This is a genomic window from Thalassotalea euphylliae (genome assembly GCF_003390335.1).
Classification (GTDB): Bacteria; Pseudomonadota; Gammaproteobacteria; order Enterobacterales; family Alteromonadaceae; genus Thalassotalea_F; species Thalassotalea_F euphylliae_B.
Genome location: NZ_QUOU01000001.1, coordinates 230428 through 248241 on the forward strand (window position 1 = coordinate 230428; position 17814 = coordinate 248241).

15 protein-coding genes are annotated in these 17814 nt (G+C 46.2%); 9 read left to right on the forward strand and 6 right to left on the reverse strand.

The features are described 5' to 3' along the window. Nucleotides 1-308 precede the first annotated feature (308 nt). Nucleotides 309-950 carry an orotate phosphoribosyltransferase gene (gene pyrE, locus DXX93_RS01010; protein WP_116006435.1) on the reverse strand — a complete coding sequence of 214 codons (642 nt, stop codon included), beginning with the start codon at nt 948-950 and terminating at the stop codon, nt 309-311. Nucleotides 951-983: 33 nt separating this feature from the next. After that, nucleotides 984-1697: a ribonuclease PH gene (rph, locus tag DXX93_RS01015; RefSeq protein ID WP_116006436.1), complete on the reverse strand. Its 714-nt coding sequence runs from the start codon at nt 1695-1697 to the stop codon at nt 984-986. A 228-nt stretch (nt 1698-1925) separates the two neighbouring features. Here rph and DXX93_RS01020 point away from each other — a divergent pair, with 228 nt between their 5' ends. From DXX93_RS01020 to DXX93_RS01035, 4 genes are all read left to right on the forward strand, one after another. After that, a complete protein-coding gene (locus DXX93_RS01020; protein WP_116006437.1) occupies nt 1926-3002 on the forward strand; it encodes a cytochrome-c peroxidase in 1077 nt (358 codons plus the stop codon). Between the two features lie 201 nt (nt 3003-3203). After that, nucleotides 3204-3710 carry a DUF255 domain-containing protein gene (locus DXX93_RS01025; protein WP_116006438.1) on the forward strand — a complete coding sequence of 169 codons (507 nt, stop codon included), beginning with the start codon at nt 3204-3206 and terminating at the stop codon, nt 3708-3710. 32 nt (nt 3711-3742) lie between these two features. Next, complete coding sequence (locus DXX93_RS01030; RefSeq protein ID WP_116006439.1) at nt 3743-4396, forward strand: gluconate 2-dehydrogenase subunit 3 family protein; 654 nt, start codon at nt 3743-3745, stop codon at nt 4394-4396. After that, nucleotides 4393-6102: a GMC family oxidoreductase gene (locus DXX93_RS01035; RefSeq protein ID WP_116006440.1), complete on the forward strand. Its 1710-nt coding sequence runs from the start codon at nt 4393-4395 to the stop codon at nt 6100-6102. Before DXX93_RS01030 ends, DXX93_RS01035 begins: the two co-directional genes overlap by 4 nt. Before the next feature lie 114 nt (nt 6103-6216). Here DXX93_RS01035 and DXX93_RS01040 read toward each other — a convergent pair whose 3' ends face one another. Continuing rightward, the gene (locus DXX93_RS01040; protein WP_116006441.1) at nt 6217-8334 is read right to left on the reverse strand and encodes a TonB-dependent siderophore receptor; all 2118 of its coding nucleotides are present in this window, start codon (nt 8332-8334) and stop codon (nt 6217-6219) included. 230 nt (nt 8335-8564) lie between these two features. Here DXX93_RS01040 and DXX93_RS01045 point away from each other — a divergent pair, with 230 nt between their 5' ends. Continuing rightward, a complete protein-coding gene (locus DXX93_RS01045; protein WP_116006442.1) occupies nt 8565-9431 on the forward strand; it encodes a YicC/YloC family endoribonuclease in 867 nt (288 codons plus the stop codon). Nucleotides 9432-9503: 72 nt separating this feature from the next. Here DXX93_RS01045 and DXX93_RS01050 read toward each other — a convergent pair whose 3' ends face one another. Further along, a complete protein-coding gene (locus tag DXX93_RS01050) occupies nt 9504-10592 on the reverse strand; it encodes a porin (protein WP_116006443.1) in 1089 nt (362 codons plus the stop codon). Continuing rightward, complete coding sequence (locus tag DXX93_RS01055) at nt 10585-11082, reverse strand: hypothetical protein (RefSeq protein ID WP_116006444.1); 498 nt, start codon at nt 11080-11082, stop codon at nt 10585-10587. Before DXX93_RS01055 ends, DXX93_RS01050 begins: the two co-directional genes overlap by 8 nt. Before the next feature lie 185 nt (nt 11083-11267). Between DXX93_RS01055 and DXX93_RS01060 the strand changes: the two genes are divergently transcribed. Next, nucleotides 11268-14387: a response regulator gene (locus DXX93_RS01060; RefSeq protein WP_116006445.1), complete on the forward strand. Its 3120-nt coding sequence runs from the start codon at nt 11268-11270 to the stop codon at nt 14385-14387. Nucleotides 14388-14589: 202 nt separating this feature from the next. Here DXX93_RS01060 and DXX93_RS01065 read toward each other — a convergent pair whose 3' ends face one another. Continuing rightward, nucleotides 14590-15483 (reverse strand): hypothetical protein, encoded by an 894-nt coding sequence (locus tag DXX93_RS01065; protein WP_116006446.1) that lies wholly within the window; start codon nt 15481-15483, stop codon nt 14590-14592. Between the two features lie 42 nt (nt 15484-15525). Here DXX93_RS01065 and DXX93_RS01070 point away from each other — a divergent pair, with 42 nt between their 5' ends. The 3 genes from DXX93_RS01070 (at nt 15526) to DXX93_RS01080 (ending at nt 17809) form a co-directional block, all read left to right on the forward strand. Beyond that, nucleotides 15526-16416 carry a bifunctional GNAT family N-acetyltransferase/hotdog fold thioesterase gene (locus DXX93_RS01070; RefSeq protein ID WP_116006447.1) on the forward strand — a complete coding sequence of 297 codons (891 nt, stop codon included), beginning with the start codon at nt 15526-15528 and terminating at the stop codon, nt 16414-16416. A gap of 150 nt (nt 16417-16566) precedes the next feature. Next, a complete protein-coding gene (locus DXX93_RS01075; RefSeq protein ID WP_116006448.1) occupies nt 16567-17445 on the forward strand; it encodes an NAD(P)H-binding protein in 879 nt (292 codons plus the stop codon). Between the two features lie 67 nt (nt 17446-17512). Then, nucleotides 17513-17809: a hypothetical protein gene (locus tag DXX93_RS01080; RefSeq protein ID WP_116006449.1), complete on the forward strand. Its 297-nt coding sequence runs from the start codon at nt 17513-17515 to the stop codon at nt 17807-17809. The last annotated feature ends 5 nt before the right edge of the window (nt 17810-17814 follow it).

Genomic DNA, 17814 nt, shown 5'->3' on the forward strand with positions numbered 1-17814 from the left:
CTTCTAGCGACTTTTTTACTGCTATCTGCGTTGAATTCACTTGCAATAGGCTAGCTATTGACGTGTAAATTCGCCTTGATTTCAGTAAAAATTTCTCACTAGAAGAAAAGCTTAAATCTAAGCTAGTGAATAATTTGGTTATTCACTATTTCTTATACAAAGCTGAGGTTAAGTAGTTGGGCAAATTAAATTATTTATCTCAATCGGAATTAGCTCAGCCCAAAAGAAAAAAGTACTTGGCTGTTGCTCAAGTACTTTTCAAGTTGTTGCCTCAACGATAAATATCGGCCGAGCATTAGCTGGTAGAATTAAATACCGTAGTCTTCGCGGTATTGTTTGATCGCCGCTAATGCCTCGCTCATATCATCTTGCTCTTCCAAGTAACGGATTAAGTCGCCTAAGGTCACAATTGAAATCACTTTCGTGCCAAAATCACGCTCAACTTCTTGAATCGCCGATAATTCACCTTTGCCTTTCTCTTGGCGATCTAGTGCGATCAATACGCCAGAGAGTTCAGCGCCGTTGGCTTGGATAATTTCCATTGATTCGCGAATTGCCGTGCCAGCAGTGATCACGTCATCAACCAGCATGACTTTGCCTTCCAGTGCTGAGCCAACAAGGCTGCCGCCTTCGCCGTGCGTTTTTGCTTCCTTGCGATTAAAGCAATAGGGCACGTCTTGACTGTGGTGATCTGCCAGTGCAACGGCTGTTGTCGTTGCAATTGGAATACCTTTGTAGGCAGGGCCAAACAGTAAGTCATATGCAATTCCGCTATCTGCTAATGCCGCAGCGTAAAAGCGACCTAAACGCGCTAAATCGCCACCGGTATTAAATAGGCCAGCGTTAAAGAAGTAGGGGCTAGTGCGGCCTGACTTTAACGTAAATTCGCCAAAGCGAAGTACTTGTTTGCTCAGGGCGAACTCAATAAATTCACGTTGATAATCTTTCATGGTTTGTTTACCTAATATGACCAGTGCAGATGATTAGCTTAGCGCCGCTTTTTGAATATCGAACAATTCGTTGATGCCGTGTTTCGCCAACTGCATCATTTCGTTCATTTCGTCAAAGCTAAATGGCTCTTCTTCGGCGGTGCCTTGTACTTCAATTAGCTTACCGGTTTCTGTCATCACAACATTCATATCGGTTTCGGCTTCAGAGTCTTCTACGTACTCTAGATCAGCAATAGGCTGGCCTTTGTAAATACCCACAGAAACCGCAGCAATCATGTGTTTTAGTGGATTGGTTTTGATGATTTCTTTAGCGCGCATGTAGTTAAGTGCGTCTACCAAAGCAACGCAAGCACCGGTAATTGACGCTGTACGGGTACCGCCGTCGGCTTGAATAACGTCACAATCAATGGTGATGGTGTTTTCGCCAAGGGCTTTCAAGTCAACCGCAGCGCGCAATGCACGGGCAATTAAACGTTGAATTTCCATGGTACGGCCACCTTGTTTACCACCAGCAGCTTCACGGCGCATACGCGTATGTGTTGAGCGCGGCAACATACCGTATTCTGCAGTTACCCAACCTTTGCCTTGGCCTTTCAAAAAGCGCGGCACACCTTCTTCTACCGTTGCGGTACAAATCACTTTGGTCTCACCAAATTCAATTAAAATTGAGCCTTCGGCATGGGCGGTGAATTGGCGGGTAATGGTTACTGGACGAATCTGGCCCAGTGTTCTGCCACTTGGTCGCATAGTTAGGTTCCTGTCAAATAAAATTGCTCGCAATTATAAGCGCATCGGTGTGATTTTACACGGCTAATTCATGATGTTTTACAAATCATATTGCGCCTAGAAGTGGACGCGCAGCTGTGGCTGGTTAACACAAGCACTCGCCGATTTAACAGCTCATAGCAGGCGACATTTTATGGACATCGCTACTTTTATACTGCCCGGCAGTTAACCGTTATGAGGTAGTTGTTCATGATCAAATGTGCTCAATTAATATTCGGGGTGTTGCCCATTTTTCTGGTTGCCTGTGGAGGTGGTGGCGCAGGTAACACTCAAGTTGCAAGAGATTACTCCGCGACATTTCAGCCGTTGCCGCGTGATGCTATTCACCCTGCAATTAATCCTTACTCGGCTGAGAAAGCCGCGTTAGGGGAATTATTATTTTGGGATCCGATACTGTCGGGTGATCAGGATGTTGCCTGTGCAAGTTGTCATCACCCTGATTTTGGCTGGGCAGATGGGCGGGCAACATCTGTTGGTGTTGGCGGCGTGGGTTTAGGGCCGGAGCGATTTGGTGAACAGCAAACACCGATTCACGCACCAACGGTTGCCAATACTGCGTTCACAGGCCTCAAGGTAAATGACGATTTAGGTAATTTCAGTGCCGGGCCATTTTTCTGGGATTTGCGCGCACAAGATCTTGAAGCTCAGGCATTGGGGCCTCTAAAAAACTCGATTGAGATGCTCGGTGAACAGGTCAGTGAGCAGGAAATATTTACTGTGATTGAACAGCGTCTACAAGCAATTGACGAGTATCAATGGTTATTTGCGCAAGCCTTCCCCGAAAGCGAGGCTATTTCCATCACGCAGGTAGGGCAAGCAATTGCTACTTTTCAGCGCACTTTGCATGATAGCAATACCCGGTTTGATCGCTTCCTAAGCGGCGAAACTGAGGTGTTCACCGAGCAAGAAATCACAGGATTAAACAAGTTTATTGATGAAGGTTGTGCGCGTTGCCACAGCGGTCCGATGCTATCGGACAATCAATTACGCCCTGCTCAACCCGTGATCAGAAACAAGCCTGCGGTGCGCACCGCTAGCCTGCGCAATATCGGCAACACCGCGCCATATATGCATGATGGCTCAGAGCAAACCTTGCGAGACGCGATTGAGTTATACGATGAGCGCGGTGATTTAGAAGTGTCAATTGGCGGTGGCGATATCAGCGATATTGAACCCTTTTTACGCACGCTCGATAGCCCATCGTTAACGCGAGCGGTGCCAGAATCTGTGCCAAGCGGATTAACGGTTGGTGGCAATATTCAATAATGTGGCGTGAAGAATAGCTTGTCATCATTGGTGAGCACACCTTCAACATAAGTTCCCTGCTACCATGCGACCTAGTGTCGCTTTTTTTATGTGTGAAACAGTTTCTATGCACAGTATAGAGCGACTATTATTAAGGTAACGTGAAAGATCATGGCACAGGCTATGGTCTATTAACCAGAATATTGGTTGTGAGAGAGTTAAATGAAGTACGTAATAGCCGCCTTGTTAATGGTTTCAATCTTGGGGTTTAGTGGTGCAGCAGCGGCGCAAGAAAAAAGTGATTTGCCACTGTACAGCAAAGTTTATGACGACAAGCGCGACCCATTTAAAGATGCGGTTGCCGCCATCAAACTGGCGAAAGCCTCTAACCGTAATGTATTAATTGAAATTGGTGGTAACTGGTGTACTTGGTGTCACAAAATGGATGCGTTTTTAGAAAAGAACCCTGACATCTACAACAAGCTACATCAAGAATTTGTGATTTTGAAAGTGAATGTTAGCGATAGCAATGAAAACGAAGCCTTTATGAAAGGGCTGCCGCCAGTGTTAGGTTACCCACATATGTATGTCTCAACATCGGCGGGTAAAATGGTGCTTTCAAAAGATACCGCAGAACTGCAAGAAGACGGTAAATACTCCCGTGAAAACTGGTTGTCGTTTATTGACGAATGGAAACCGAAAGCAGAGCAGTTGGCACCTAAAGCCTAGTCAGACAAGTACAACAGTAGAAACTTAACCCTATGTCATTTTTTGATCCTTTATATAAAACGCCACGTTGGCTAGAGCGCAAGCTATCAAAGGCGATGTCGCGTCGCCAAATGCTCAAATCGGCAGCGGGCGCCACTGCGGTTGCTGCCATGCCATTGCCCGTGCTGGCCGCTGAGCCGTCAGCGTTAGCTTCATTAGTCAAACAAGACCCTTGGTTAACGCTTGATACCGTGCTGGAACACTTGCTGCCGAGCTCGGCTTCTGGCCCTGGGGCAAAAGAAATTCAAGCCTTAGCTTATCTATACAATGTGGTCGATGAACAGCCAATCGACAGTGAAGAAAAAGCCTTTATTGAAAAAGGGGTTGGCTGGCTTAATGGCTTTAGTCATAGCCAACTGAATAAGCCTTTTGTTGAATTAAGCTCTGCGGAAAAAGAAACGGTATTGCGCAAAATTAGTGGCTCGCGAGCAGGGCACAATTGGATCAATACGCTGATCAATTACCTTTATGAAGCCATGCTTTCACCACCGGCTTACGGGGGCAACCCCAATGGCATTGGCTGGCAGTGGCTCAATCACAAAGCTGGCTTCCCACTACCAAGCAAAGGTAACCGTTTTTATGAAATTCCCGGTCGTTACCGTATTTCCGTAAAGAACCTATCAACAGAGGAAAAACGCAAAGCATGATGTACGATATTTGTATTGTTGGTAGTGGTGCTGGCGCATCGCCAGTGGCTTACACACTCGCCAAAGCGGGCGCAAAAGTGCTGGTGCTAGAAAAGGGCGCTTGGCTAACTGAAAAAGAATTCTATAAAGATGAATTGGCGATTAGCTTACGCGATGCCTATAACCCGTCACTCGCAGACGAGCGCCATGTCATTGAAGAAGAGTATGAGCGTAATGATGGCTCTACTTACTGGCAAGGTGAGTCAACCGAAAACTCTGGCTGGAGTTTTTGGAATGGTAACGTAGTCGGTGGCTCATCCAATTTTATGAGCGGCTACTTTCACCGCTTAAAGCCTGTAGATTTTAAACTGAAGTCAACCTACGGCGCAGTTGAAGGTGCCAATGTGGAAGACTGGCCCATTAGTTATGACGAGTTAGAGCCGTTTTACACTATGGTGGACGAGCAAGTGGGGGTTTCCGGCAAGGTCGTTAAACACCCGCACCAAGAGCCGCGCTCGAAGGATTTTCCTTATCCGCCGATTGCGGAGCATCCGGTATCTAGCTGGATTGACAAAGCCGCCAGTGATTTAGGCTATCACCCCATTCCAGTGCCTCGCGCGGTGTTATCGCAACCTGCCATGGGGCGCCAAAGCTGTGAATATTCGGGGTACTGTAGTAGCTATGGCTGTTCATCAGGGGCGAAAGGCAGTGGTCGCGCAGCATTGTTAAATCATGCCGTGGCGACAGGTAACCTGACCATTAAGCCTAATGCAAAAGTATTCAAGATCGACAGTGATGAGCAAGGTAAAATCACTGGGGTTGCATACTATGATGCGAAAGGTAAAACGCAAAAAGTACAGGCGAGTATTTATGTTGTTGCTTGCCAAGCGGTAGAAACCTCACGTTTATTGCTCGCGTCAAAAGGGCCTAAATTCCCCAATGGCCTTGCCAATAATAACGGCCAAGTGGGTAAAAATTTAGTGTTCAGTGCTGGTGGTACTGGCCGTGGTGATTTTGATTTTGACCAGCTCACCGATGAGCAAGTTGCTCAACTTACGGCGGTTGGGCCATTTGTGAACCGCGCGCTGCAAGATTGGTACGAGATTGACGATAAAGCGTTTGCGGGCGTTAACAAAAACGGTAAAGCGAAAGGTGGCACGATAGATTTTCTCTTCCACCAAAACCCCATTGCTCGCGCTATGGGCTCGCAATACGATGAAGACGATCAACTGGTGTGGGGTGAGCAACTAAAAGCGAACTTGAAGCAAGAGTTCACCACTTACCGTACCCTGCGTTTTGAAGTGTTTAACGACTGGATGCCAAACGATGATTGCTTTGTTTCACTTGACGAAGAAGTGACCGACAAGTGGGGCGATCCGGTAGCGAAAGTGCGTATTGGTTATCACCAACAAGACTTGGAGGTCGGTGAGTACATCTCGAAAAAAGCGGAAACTGTGCTCAAAGAATTGGGTGCAACGAATGTCTATTCATCGGTAAGCAGTTACCCACCCAGTAACCTGATGGCAGGCGGTTGTCGCTTTGGTAACGATCCCAAAACGTCGGTACTTGATAAACATTGTCGAGCGCATGAAGTCGACAACTTATTTGTCACTGACGGCTCGTTTATGCCAACGGGTGGCAGTGTGCCATACACTTACACGATTTACGCCAACGCATTCCGCGTTGCCGAGCAAATTAAACAGCAGTGGCAAGTTAGCAAGGCTTAATTAGTAAGGCATAGATAGCTGTAAAGCTTGCGAAAAAATAAGGCTCAACCAGTGAAATAAATGGTTGAGCCTTTTGCGTTTTATCGCCTGAATCTTGTTAGGCTTAGTCAGCGATTAGAAGTTGTAGGTTAGCTGACCAACCACTTTTCTCGGCTCACCCGGGAAGTGACCGTTGCGCTCGCTAAAGCCACTAACAGCGTACTCTTTATCGAAAATATTATTGACATTAATGCTCAATAAAACATCGTCCCAACGGGTTGTCCAGCTGGCATCAAACACGGTAAATGATTTTACTTTTTGGTTATCGAAGCTGATTTGCTCATCCACATAATCAATACCGAACGCGATAGCAGAGTCGATACTGGCTAGCTCGTAACGCGTCCATAAACCTGCTTGGTGCATAGGCGCGTTAACAAACTTGCCAGAGTCAGAAAGGTTGCGTGTATCGCCGCGGGTGATACGAGTGTCGTTATAAGCGTAGTTGGCAGTAATACTTAGATTCTCGGTTAAGTCGCCGACCACCGTTAGCTCTACGCCGTCACTTTCTACCAAGCCAAAGTTGATCACTTGTGGAATATCCGGCGTTTCATCACTATCGATAAAATCCGGGTTGCCGATCACTAAATTTTCTTTATCAATTTGATAAATGGCCACCGTGGTAAAAATACGGCCATCTAACCAATACTTTTTCGCGCCTAATTCAATTTGATCACCGGTTGTCGGCTCAAGCTCGCCCGCACCTTCTTCAAAATCGTCTGGGCTTACTGGGTTGAAGCTCTCTGAGTAACTGGCGTATAGCGAGAAATCGTCCATCGGCTTGTAAGTAACACCGGCGCGGTACGTTACATCGCTGTCGTCGTAGCTGTTGCCGCTTTGTTTGTTGGTTTCGTCAAACTGATCAAAGCGCGCGCCCAACATAACCGACCATTGCTCGGTCAGCGATAGTCTGTCTTGCACATAGAAGCTGTTGCGCTCGCGCTTAATGCCGTCACGGTTTAAATCGCGAAGGTTGTAAGTAGATGGGTCAGTTTCACCGTAGTTTGGGTTGAAAATGTTTAAGTTGCCAACACCATCACCTGTGTAGCGGGCGCGTAAGTAATCATATTCGGTATCAACATCGTGATAATCGCCGCCGAACAGCAGTTGGTTTGCCATGCCTGCTAATTCATGCTCGTAAACAAAATCTACCGTCAGGCTCAGCTCTTCATTGGCGCGATATTGATCGCGGTACTCGCGGCGAATGGTTTGATCGTCAATATTGGCGTCGCCATCACCATTCACATCAACCCAACTGCGTGATTCGTGATAAGCCTGTTCACGCTCGTTATCCATGTAACGCACGGTGGCGTTTACATCTAAGTTATCGGTGAAACTGTGTTTCAGTGTTGCTTGAAGCGTCAGGGCTTCCAAGTCTTGGTAGTCGAATTTTTCGTTGGCGTTGTATTCGCGATCAACAAGAAAGTTACCGTTATCGTCTACTGGCACACCACGCAGGCGGTTACCGCCAAGGTTTTGATCAACGTAGTCAAAAGTGGCGGTTAGGCTGGTATCAGCATCGAACTCATATAACAAACCACCAGCGATTTCTGTGTTTTCACTATCGGCATTGTCGCGGAAGCTATCTTCTTCTTCGTAAAACGTACCAAAGCGGAAAGCTAAGTTATCGGTAAGCCCGCCGGTTAAATCAATCGACGCGCCTGCCAATGAACGGTTACCCGCGGTAAAATTGAGTTCGCGCTTTTCTGTAAAGGTTGGCTTTTTGGTCACGTAATTAATCATACCACCGGGCTCACCGCCACCGTAAAGCGCCGTTGCTGGGCCTTTTAACACCTCAATACGCTCTACATTAAATACTTGCGGTACGCTAAACCCTGAGTACGGGTCACCACGCACACCGTCGTAAAACACGTTGGCATCATCCCTAAAGCCACGGAAAGTTACGCCGGAGTAACTAAATTCACTAACGCCAGCAATCGAGCGGTACAGATCCGTAATGTTGCGGGCTGCTTGGTCAACAATCAGTTGATTGGTGATCACATCAACCGACATGGGTAAGTCGATCAGCTCTGCTGCGGCTTTAGTACCGACACTGGTGTTTGTGTCTAAATAAAACTGTTGCGCGCGACCTGTGACTTCTATTACTTCAACATCTTGCGTTGCTGCTTGGGCGACTGACAGGGCAGGCGCAAGCATTGCAGTGGCGATTGCCAAACTGAGTTTGTGGTATTTCATAGTGAGAGTACTTTTGTTGTTTATGAGTGTGTAGATTAAATTTTGAGCGAAAATAATAATCATTCTCAATATTAATGTCTATGGTGGTTACATTTAGTTACAGCGCCAGATAACTAAGCACTGAGCAGATTATTGCAGCCAATGGTGATTGATTTTACTGGTGGCGTTTTGCGGGCTAAGGCATAATTCACCACGCTTCATTCTTATAAAACTGATTAATAGGAAAGATTATGACCATTCATTCGATGACCGCTTTCGCCCGTGTTGAAGTAAAGGGCGAGTGGGGTAATGCCGTGTGGGAAATTCGCTCGGTAAATCAACGCTTTTTGGAAACTTACTTCCGTTTGCCTGAGCAGTTCCGCTCAATGGAGCCAGTGCTGCGCGAACGTTTTCGTAAAGCACTTAACCGAGGCAAAGTGGAATGTGGCTTACGCTTTACAGCCAACCCTGCCGCCAAGGGAAAACTTGCCTTAAACAAAGAGTTAGCTGTACAGCTATTAGAGCATGCAAACTGGTTAAATGAGCAAACCTTAAACAGCCAAGTTAACCCATTTGAAATTATGCGCTGGCCAGGTGTGATGGAAGCCGAAGAAACGGATATGAATGCGATTCAAACCGATATTTTGGCAGCGTTCGATCAAGCATTGAAAGACTTTATCGCCGCCCGTGCCAGTGAAGGTGCGAACATGAAAGCACTCATTGAGCAGCGCTTAGACGGCATTACCGAGCAAGCTGAAAAAGTGAAAGCGCACATGCCAGAAATCATCCAATGGCAAAAAGACCGCATTATCGAGAAGTTTAACGAAGCGGGCATTGAGCCAGAATCTGGCCGTGTTGAACAAGAACTCGTACTACTTGCCCAAAAAATGGATGTGGATGAAGAAATCGACCGCCTATTCAGCCATGTTAAAGAAACGCGCAGTATCCTCAAAAAAGGCGGTCCACAAGGCCGACGCTTAGACTTTATGATGCAAGAGTTTAACCGTGAAGCGAATACACTTGGCTCGAAATCGATCAATGCTGATATCACTAATGCTGCGGTTGAATTAAAAGTGTTGATTGAACAAATGCGTGAGCAGATCCAGAATATTGAATAAGTGATGCCCATTTATTTCAACTCGAAAAAGGAGCCTCGCGCTCTTTTTTGTGTCGATAGTTCAACACCTCATTTAAAACACAAAGTTAAACATCAACGTATAAGTTTTAGCATCTGGCTCTTGTGGTGTTGTGGTGAACGAGCCACGTTGGTTGCCGAAGCTCTTAAACTGTTGCCATTCAAGGTTAATGGATAAATTGTGGCGCAGGTCGTAGCGCAGACCTGTCACCAAGCTACTGCCAGATTTACCGTCAAAATCGGTAATGTCGGTGCGTTTGGTTTTGGTTTCGCCATAGAGTATATAGGGCGATAGTTTGTTGATGCGATAGGCAGCCATCGCATACCAAGTTGAGCGCACATTACCTAGCTGGCGCTCAGCGGTTAGTGTCCAAGCACCAAGCTCGTATTCTGCGCCGAGAGAGTATAGTTCAAAACGTCTATCTGGCTGGTCTAATACTAATAGTGGAATCGTTGGGGCGACGTTTCGAATGATAAATTTCTGATCGTATTCCGCATCAAAGTAGGTCAAGTTCCAGCGAAAATAGTCACCCGCCAGTGTCGCGTTGATACCTAGAATATCTTTTACATTAATTTCGACGTCAAATGAGTTACTCACCTCGAGCGTATTGTCATCATCAAAGGCAATAAACGGAGTGACTGACATTTGATATTCGTCATATAAGTCAAAATTCCACACTAAGTTGGCGCCGTTATATGCGGTGATCCCCAAAATTGAGTTGTAAACTTCTTCCGGTGGGCGAGCGCTTTGATAAGCATGACCGACGTAAAAGTATTCTGAGGCTAAAAATACCGGCATGCGCAAACGGCCAACACGGGCTTCAACGTCGCCAAATGAGTAGCCTAAATACACCCATTCCACTTCGGGGTTACGCCATTTATCTTGTGGGCGTTTAACCACTTGTGCTGAAGCTTTGAAAGCGTCTTGGAAGTAGTCGAGTTGCAAGCCGAATGTCGTATCGCAGTCCCAACACGCTTCATCGACGATATTGCGGTTAATTATCAGCGGTGTTTTGTTGTCGCTTTTCGTCCATGATGTTGAGCCAAAGCCACTCAACGTAAGGTTTTCGTTAAGTTCAATAGTCGCGAAAGCATTCGAGCTAATCGCCAAAGCAGAGCACGCAGCGATTAACTTGCTATTCATTACTTGCATCCTTTTTAACAACATACAGTACAGTGACATTCTCCGGTAGGGTTTCCAGCGGTGCATAGCCAATGCGCGTCGGCTTTTGTGCCAGCCAATTCATCAAATCGTCTATCGAGCTAGATTTTAGCTCTTTGGGGGGCCGAGCTTTGCCGGAAAACGACAACCCCGCCCAGTGAGCGCTCATTTGAGCAGCGTCTTTACCAAGTAATAGCTGGTAGAAGTCATTTCTAATTTGAGTTTCGCTTGGCCAGTCAGAAAGTTCGATGGGCTTGCCTTGCAGTGATTTTGCTTTACCGCGAAACAACATTCTCGCCTTGCCTTTGCTCAAGGTTTTAAATTCTTGATTGAGGGTAATAATGGCGTAGTTATCAGCAGCAAGTACTAATTGCGCAAAGCACAGCGTCCAGCCGCACAGTAGCCAAATGAGATACCGTTTAACTAAGGTAAAACCGACGATTTTAGGAGGTGAAAAGCAGTTACGGTGCATCCTGAACCAACATCATTCCTTATATGATTCTCAGGTTAGCGTAATTTCAATAAGATGCAAGCACATGATTGTAAACAGCTAATTCAAGTTGATTAACAAAAATTCGTCGCTAAGCGTAGGATAATTGGATAAAAATAAGCTAAGCTTGTCGCATAGCCATATATTGAGGATAAAGGACGCCTGCATTGAAGTTATGGAATAGCCTCACTATCAAGCAAAAAATTTGGGGCTTGGTAGCCATCCCAACACTCGTTATCCTGTTGCTAGCGAGTCATCAAATTATCAATATTAATCAGCAAGTTGGCCAATTAAATCGCGCCGACAATATGGCGCGACAACTGGATTCGCTAGCGCGGCTAAATACTTATTCACATCTGCTCAGGGCAGACAATCAAAAGCGTGACAACAGCGAGCCACCCAATGCCGTTGCGGCCATTACGCAACAACTCAATGATCTGCTCACGTTTGACCAAGAGTTTGCCGCCATTCATCCGCTACTTGAGCAATACCGTGAAACAGTTGCAGCCATTGTCGATAGTGAAGACAGTGCAAGCCGTATCGACAACATTGTTTGGCACGTAGAAGTTTATAAGGAGTTGCTGCTATCGGTTGAGGAGCGCACCTTGGTGGCGATGCCAGCGAGTGTTAGCAATCACCTTAAAGCTCTGTTGCAACTGAATTGGCTGCTCTTCTGGTCAGCGGAAGAGGCGTGGCAAATCCAGCAATTAACCTCGTTAACTTCGACGTCAAGCTTTACTGCGCCAGAGTTGCAAGCAGAAATTAAAGCACTTATTCAGCAACAAACGCTGTTTATGGAGCGTTTTGTGGTGATTAATGCCGAGCCTGATCAGATCAAGCTGATGCTATCAACCTTTTCTAACCCTGCTTTTGCAGCCAGTCAGCAATTTCGCGAGTTGGTTTTGGCTGACACTGCAAATGAAATTTCACCTGCGCAACTGGCACAAGGTCAGCAAGTGTTAGCAACGCGGCTTGCCCTTTTTCAAGAGGTTGCTGGGGTTATTTCTGCTCAGTTGTTGCAAGAGGTTGAACAACACCTTGCAGACTTTCAGCAGCAGCGCTTACTTGTTATTATCGTTATTACGCTTTTAGTGGTTGGCGTGTTATGGGCAGGTATTCACCTTGGGCACCGTATTATCCACAACCTTACTTTAGTGCTGGATTATTTAGCCGATGAGGGCAAAACCACCACTCAGCTTTCGCAACAGATAGACGGTCGCGACGAGCTGGCCAGCTTTGCCCGCGAAGTTGAACGATTAAGTGCTGAGCGCAACGAAAGCCAGCAGCGTTTAATTGTCGCCAAGAATGAAGCCATTAGTGCCAGAGAAGAAGCGGAAATTGCCAGCCGAGCGAAAAGTAGCTTTCTGGCGAATATGTCACATGAAATACGCACACCACTGAACGGTGTTATTGGCATGTCAGAAGTGCTCGCCACCACCCAACTAAGTGCCATTCAAAAAGACTACCTAGACACCATTGAAACCTCTTCTCATCTGCTTTTGGCACTGATCAACGACATTCTGGATTTCTCAAAAATTGAATCTGGTAAGTTAAGCGTTAGCTTGCACTCCACGGCCTTGCGAGAAACCGTATACGATTTGGCGGCCATCGTTGCACCGAAAATATCAGAAAAGCCTATTGCCCTGCTGTTAAATATTGACGAGCGTATTCCCGCCCGGGTAATGGCTGATGATCATCGCATACGACAAGTGTTGATGAATTTAATGTCAAACGCGGTTAAGTTCACACACCAAGGCACAATAACGGTGACGGTGGCATATCAAGGAGAAAGAGACGGAAAATCGCTGATCAACTTCTCGGTGGCAGACTCTGGTATTGGTATTGACGAACAACAGCAGCAACATATTTTCGAACCGTTCGCACAGGAAGACGCGTCAATTACCCGCAAGTTTCAGGGCACTGGCCTAGGCTTGGCAATTAGCCGCCAGTTAGTTGACTTAATGGGAGGGGAAATTGGCTTAGTATCGGATAAAGGCCGGGGCAGTCGCTTTTATTTCACGTTAACGTTAGCAACAGCTGAGCATGAGTTTCACTCTGCTAACCTGCCAACACTCGCCGATATTGTCCTCTATGGCCAAGTGCAGAAAGTTAATCAAGATATTGTCGAATCACTAGCTTACATGGGCGTCCCCATTAAGCACCAAGCCAATGCGTTTGAGCAAATTCCGCTGAGTAATAATCAACAGCAATTGATTGTTCTTTACGTGGTTGGCCCAGACCAAACAGAAGCACAAGTGCGTGATGAGATAAATCGCATTGCGCGCAGTCACCTCGCTATCTGTTTAGTACGTCAGTTAAATAAAAACGAGTTTAACTGCGGCGAGCAGGTAACTGCGATGCTCACGTACCCCATGCTTGGCAATCGATTGCTCAAAGCGTTAGAAGCCTGCCAGCAGTATGTGGAGACTGGTGTCGTTAGTCGAGTAAAAGCAACCACTAGCGTTTCTCGTGGTTTAATTTTATTGGTTGAAGACAATCCAGTTAATCAAAAAGTACTTAGCTTACAGCTCGCATCAGCAGGGTTTCAGTTTGATATCGCTGACGATGGTGAACAAGCCATGATGTTATTTAGCAAAGGCAAGCGTTACGATGTAGTGCTCATGGATTGTATGATGCCCGTCAAAGATGGTTTCTCGACCACCAGAGAAATCAGGCTCTACGAGCAAGACAACGAATGCATCCCTACGCCGATAATAGCGCTTACCGCAAGTGTGCTCGAGGAAGATGTCGAACGCTGTTACGACGCTGGCATGAATGACTTCGTACCTAAGCCGTTTAAGCGCGATATTTTGTTTGAGCGCATCAACCATGCGATGCTGCAAACTAAGCGAAAGTCTGGCTCGCCAGCTGATCAGGCAAGCATCCAATTAAAGACAGATGCACGCAATGGCATTAACGTGTTGTTGGTGGAAGATAACCCGATCAACCAAAAAGTAGCGTCATTATTGCTTGAAAAAGCAGGCTATGGCTATCAAGTCGCGAACAATGGTGAGGAAGCCGTTGACTTATACCGAAAATCTCCCAGTTTTGACGTTATTCTGATGGATTTGATGATGCCCGTGAAAGATGGCTTTGCCGCCAGCGTTGAAGTCCGCCAGTTTGAGCAACAGCAAGGGCTCGAAGCGACACCAATTATTGCCTTAACAGCGAGTGTGATAGACGATGATATTCAGCGTTGTTTTGACTCTGGCATGAACGGCTATGTTCCCAAACCCGTTAAAGGGGAAAAGCTCTATAGTGAAATTGAAAACCTCACAATCACCTAACTTTTTAGCGTTTTTCCTTGATGAGGCTGGACTAATGCAACCATTGCCATAGCTGTATCGCTTAGTTGTAATGGTTCAGCCTTGTTGTTTTGCCATGTTTTACAACTGAGCTTTCACAATGAATCTTCATATCTGAGCTCTTATATCTGTCTTTCGCTAGATAATCGCTTGTTCACACCTCAACGAACCTGCTCGTAAACTATCACTTTAATAAATCAGCTTTTTTATCAAGTTTAAAGTAATAATGCTGATGAAACTGCTGCCAACGTTTTTGGTAACGAGGAAATTGAGTCTGAGGATGGTCATGCGATAGGCTTTTTGTCTCAGCGCTAACGTGTTCACTTATCTTCAAATCTTTACGCATCAAACCTTTAATTAGCAGATCTTTAGGTAGCCGCTCTTTGGGGAATAAGTGAACAACGATATTTTGGTATATAGGCACCCGATAAAAAGCAACATTATGCGCTAGTTTCTGCTGAAATTTGCCATGCCAAAACCGCAGTGACTGCGCAGTTGCTTGGGTAAAGTTAATAGACAAAATAGTCTGTGCTGGCAGCACTTGAATGAGCTGCTCTAAAAGCTGGTGGCTGGCATTGTCGCCAACTTTTGGTTGCCGATAAATGTCGAAAATGAGCCAGTCTGCGGAAATCATTTGTTGGCTAGCAAGCCATTGCTCGGCACTTTGATGAACGATTTGGCGTGTGCCATACGTTTCGGAAAGTGCAAAATAGGTTTTGCTGATATCAATCACAGTGCGGCTGCTTTCTATTACTAAATGGTTCACTTTGGGGCTTAACCATTGGCAAAATCTAAAGTGATTGCCACCGCCTAAGCCAAATTCGACAATTCTGGGGAAGTTCTCGTTAAACAACGCTTGATTGGAGAGTTTGTCGTTGAGGAAATAAGCCCAAGGCAGCATTAGCGCCCATTGATGAGGCAAGGTTAGCCAGTGTGGGCGTGCTTTACGCATCACGCTTTGTAGCACACCGTTAAACGCTAGCCAGCGAAAGTGCGGGTTCTCACTCACTGAAATTGCATGAGGTGATTGTTTAAAATACAGTAAATGTCCTTGTTCCAAATGTCGGCTAAGCGGCATAATCCCTGATACCAAACACGTGATGAATAGTAAGCATAGTCAATGTATGTAGTGAAAGCACCTGAAAACAAAGCTGATTTTAAACGCTATTACCTGTTTCGTTGGCAGATACTGCGCGCGCCTTGGCATCAAGCGCTAGGAAGTGAGCAAGACGACTTGGAAGGGCAGAGTATTCATCGCTTCATTGAAAATAACGCTGGCGAGATAGTTGCAGTGGGCCGGTTGCATAAAACTTCGCAATACCAGGCGCAAATTCGTTATATGGCGGTGGCAACAGACCAGCAAGGCTTAGGATTAGGCAAAAAAATTGTGGATGCGCTCGAAACCCAAGCGATCAGGCACGGCGTAACCGAAATTCAACTGAACGCTCGTGAAAATGCCTTGGCTTTCTACCGTAAATTAGGTTATCGGCAAGTAGAAAAATCGCACCTTCTATATGGGGAGATTCAGCATTATTTGATGGTTAAATCACTGCGTGCAGGTGCAGAGCATAGCGAAACTTTGAGTCAAACCTTGGTCAATACATGGCACCAAACAATACCAATGAGCAGCGCCATGCAGTTACAGGTCAGTTATTACAATGGTCGGCAGTTATTCACAAGCTGCGATCTTTCCTTCAATAAAAACTTACACAACACTATGTTTGCTGGCAGTATCTATACACAGGCTACGCTAACGGGGTGGGGTTGGGTGTATATGAAGTTGTCTGAACAACAGCTCAGTGGTGACATTGTTTTAGCTGACGCCACTATTCGCTATTTGGCGCCCGTTGGCGGTGCGGGTGTTGGCTTTACCCAAGCAGAGATGATCAGCGGAGAGCTAACAGCGCTCGAGCATCAGCAAAGAGCTAAGGTCTCAGTAGACGTCCATGTACTTAGTGGTGATAAAGTGGCGGCGATATTTTCGGGAAAATACGTTGTTAGTCGAACGTAAAGTACGTGCGAGCCTATTGCCACAAGCCGCGTCGAAGTATAACTAAAAATGAGTGGGCTTTTTCGAAAAAATAAATCTCGAAAAAATTCGAAAGAATACATACGAAAAAGCGCACTCAAAATAACATACAAAAATTAGAAAGAACAACATATGAAGCAACAACACGTCGCAATTATTGGTTGTGGTTGGGTCGGGCAAGCGCTCGTGCCAGCGCTGTTGGCTCAGCAAATAAGGGTTAGTGCTACAACAACAAACCCAGCAAAGCTTGAGCAACTGGCAAAGCTCGGGTGCCAACCTAAGTTATTGAGTTTACCACTGACATCGAACCAAGCTCTTTCCTCTCGCCAAGGAACGTTAGCAAGTGATGATGGCTGTAGCGCGGGCGGCGACGAAGCGCTGGAGTGGCTGGAAGGTGTCGATACTATGGTGATCAGCATTACGCCTAAGTTTAAACATGGCTCGATGGCTTATCCCGACCATGTCGCATCGCTGGTAAAACTGGCTAATCAATATCAGATTGGTCGGGTTGTTTTACTGAGCAGTACAGGTATTTACCAAGGCTTATCTGGCACCGTTGATGAGCAAAGTAGGTTAATGCTAGGTGAGCCCAAAGTTGCCTTGTTACACCAAGCGGAACAAGCCGTGCTGAGTGGAGTTAATCGTGCTTGTGTGCTTAGGCTTGCGGGTTTGGTGGGGCCTAAGCGTCATCCGGCGCGATTTATGGCGGGTAAAGAAGGTGTTGGCAATGCACAAACGCCTGTTAATTTAGTGCATCAGCTGGATGTGGTCGGTGCTATTCTGGCAATGCTGACCGAGCACCAGCGACACGGTATTTACAATGTGGTCAGTGAAACGCATCCCACCAGGGCTGAATTTTATCAATTGGCTTGTCGTCAGTTAGGGCTAACAGCGCCGCAGTTTACTGATCAACAGGAACCGCAATTGCGCGTAGTTGCGGGTAAAAAGTATCAGCAGCTTGGCGGTCAACTACGCTGGCCTGATCTATTAACGTGGTTAGAATCTGCATAGGCGTAATCGCTAGGTGTTGGTATACTGCCGCCAGCTACATTGCATTTAATATCTTATCAAAGCTAACATGGACTCTAAACGCATTCGATACTTCTGCTTCTTTGTGGTGATCTTCGTACATATCACAGTACTGAACCTGTTTTACGTTAACGAAAAGGGCATCACTTTTTTCTGGCAGCAAGCAATTGAACTTAACACCATTGTTACCCACCTATTAGCCGCTGGCCTAAGTTTGCTGGTATATGCGTGCGCTGAACAAGTCGTGGCTTACCATCGCAAAGGGCAAGTGGCGATCCGCCAGCCGGTACTTATTTTGTGCTCTATTTCTATGGCGCTATCCATCGGCTTTTTACTGATGAACTAGCTGCG